The sequence below is a fragment of the Kocuria sp. CPCC 205297 genome (genome assembly GCF_040981035.1).
In the GTDB taxonomy this organism is placed as follows: Bacteria; Actinomycetota; Actinomycetes; order Actinomycetales; family Micrococcaceae; genus Kocuria; species Kocuria marina.
Genome location: NZ_JAVKPY010000034.1, coordinates 1 through 1,313, shown reverse-complemented (window position 1 = coordinate 1,313; position 1,313 = coordinate 1). Strand labels below are relative to the sequence as shown.

1 protein-coding gene is annotated in these 1,313 nt (G+C 68.2%); it reads right to left on the bottom strand.

What is annotated here, in order from left to right:
- Positions 1-1,192, bottom strand: a 1,192-nt coding sequence (locus RF650_RS13510; protein ID WP_311254302.1) for an IS256 family transposase, incomplete at its 3' end; no start/stop codon positions are given.
- Positions 1,193-1,313 lie beyond the last annotated feature (121 nt).

Here is a 1,313-nt window from a genome sequence, read left to right as displayed (position 1 = left end):
CGGGGGTGAGCCGGCAACGGGTGAGGACCTCGAGTCCGAGGTAGCGGCGGCCCTCGGCCCACTCATCGGTCTGCTCGGCCAGCACCGCGCCCACGAGGCGAACGATGGCGGCTCGGTTGGGGAAGATCCCGACCGCGTCGGTGCGCCGGCGGATCTCCTTGTTCAGCCTCTCGGCGGGGTTGTTGGACCAGATCTGCATCCACACGTCTTTCGGGAAGCCGGTGAAGGCCAGCAGGTCCTCCCGGGCGTCGGCCAGGTGCTCAGCCACCTCGGGCAGCTTCTCGGCGACGTAGTCGATCAGCCGGTCGAACTGGGCGTTCACCGCGGCGGCATCGGGCTGGTCATAGACCGAGTGCAGCATCGCCTTCACGGCCGGCCACATGCTCTTCGGGCAGATCGACATGAGATTGGCCGCGTAGTGGGTGCGGCACCGCTGCCAGGACGCCCCGGGCAGGTGCGCGGCGATCGCGTCCTTGAGACCGGCGTGGGCGTCACTGGTGACCAGGCGGACTCCGCCCAGGCCCCGGGCCACCAGGTCGGCGAAGAACTCGTTCCACGCCGCCCCGGTCTCGGCCGTGGCCACCCGCATCCCGAGGACCTCCCGGTGGCCGTCGCCGTTGACCCCGGTGGCCAGCAGCACGACCGCGTTGACCACCCGCCCGCCCTCTCGGACCTTCATGGTCAGCGCGTCGGCGGCGACGAACGTAAAAGGGCCGGCCTCGTCCAGTGGCCGGTGGCGGAAGGACTCCACGTGCTCGTCGAGGTCACCGGCCATGCGCGAGACCTGGGACTTCGACAGGGAGTTGATGCCCAGGGTCTTCACCAGCTTGTCCATCCGACGGGTCGAGACCCCGGCGAGGTAACAGTCGGCGACCACGGTGATCAGCGCGGACTCAGCCCGTTTGCGCCGCTCCAGCAACCACTCGGGGAAGTAGGTGCCGGTGCGCAGTTTCGGCACGGCGACGTCGATCGTGCCGATGCGGGTGTCGAGCTCACGGTGCCGGTAGCCGTTGCGCTGCGCAGACCGGGTCGGGGTGGGCTTGCCCCATTCGGCGCCGACCACCGCCTCGGCATCAGCAGACAAGAGAGCGTTGATCACCGTCTGCAACAAGCTGCGCATCAGATCCGGGGACGCGTCGGACAGGGCTTCGCCGAGCAGGCCGGCAGGGTCGACAATGTGAGGAGCGGTCATCGTGATGATGTCCTTTCGAGGGTGCTGTGAGAGGTGAACTCGAAAGATCTCACGGTGGCCGCGCTCTCGTCGGCAACGACGAGCAAGACCACCGCGCTACACCACTATCGGGGGCTCAACT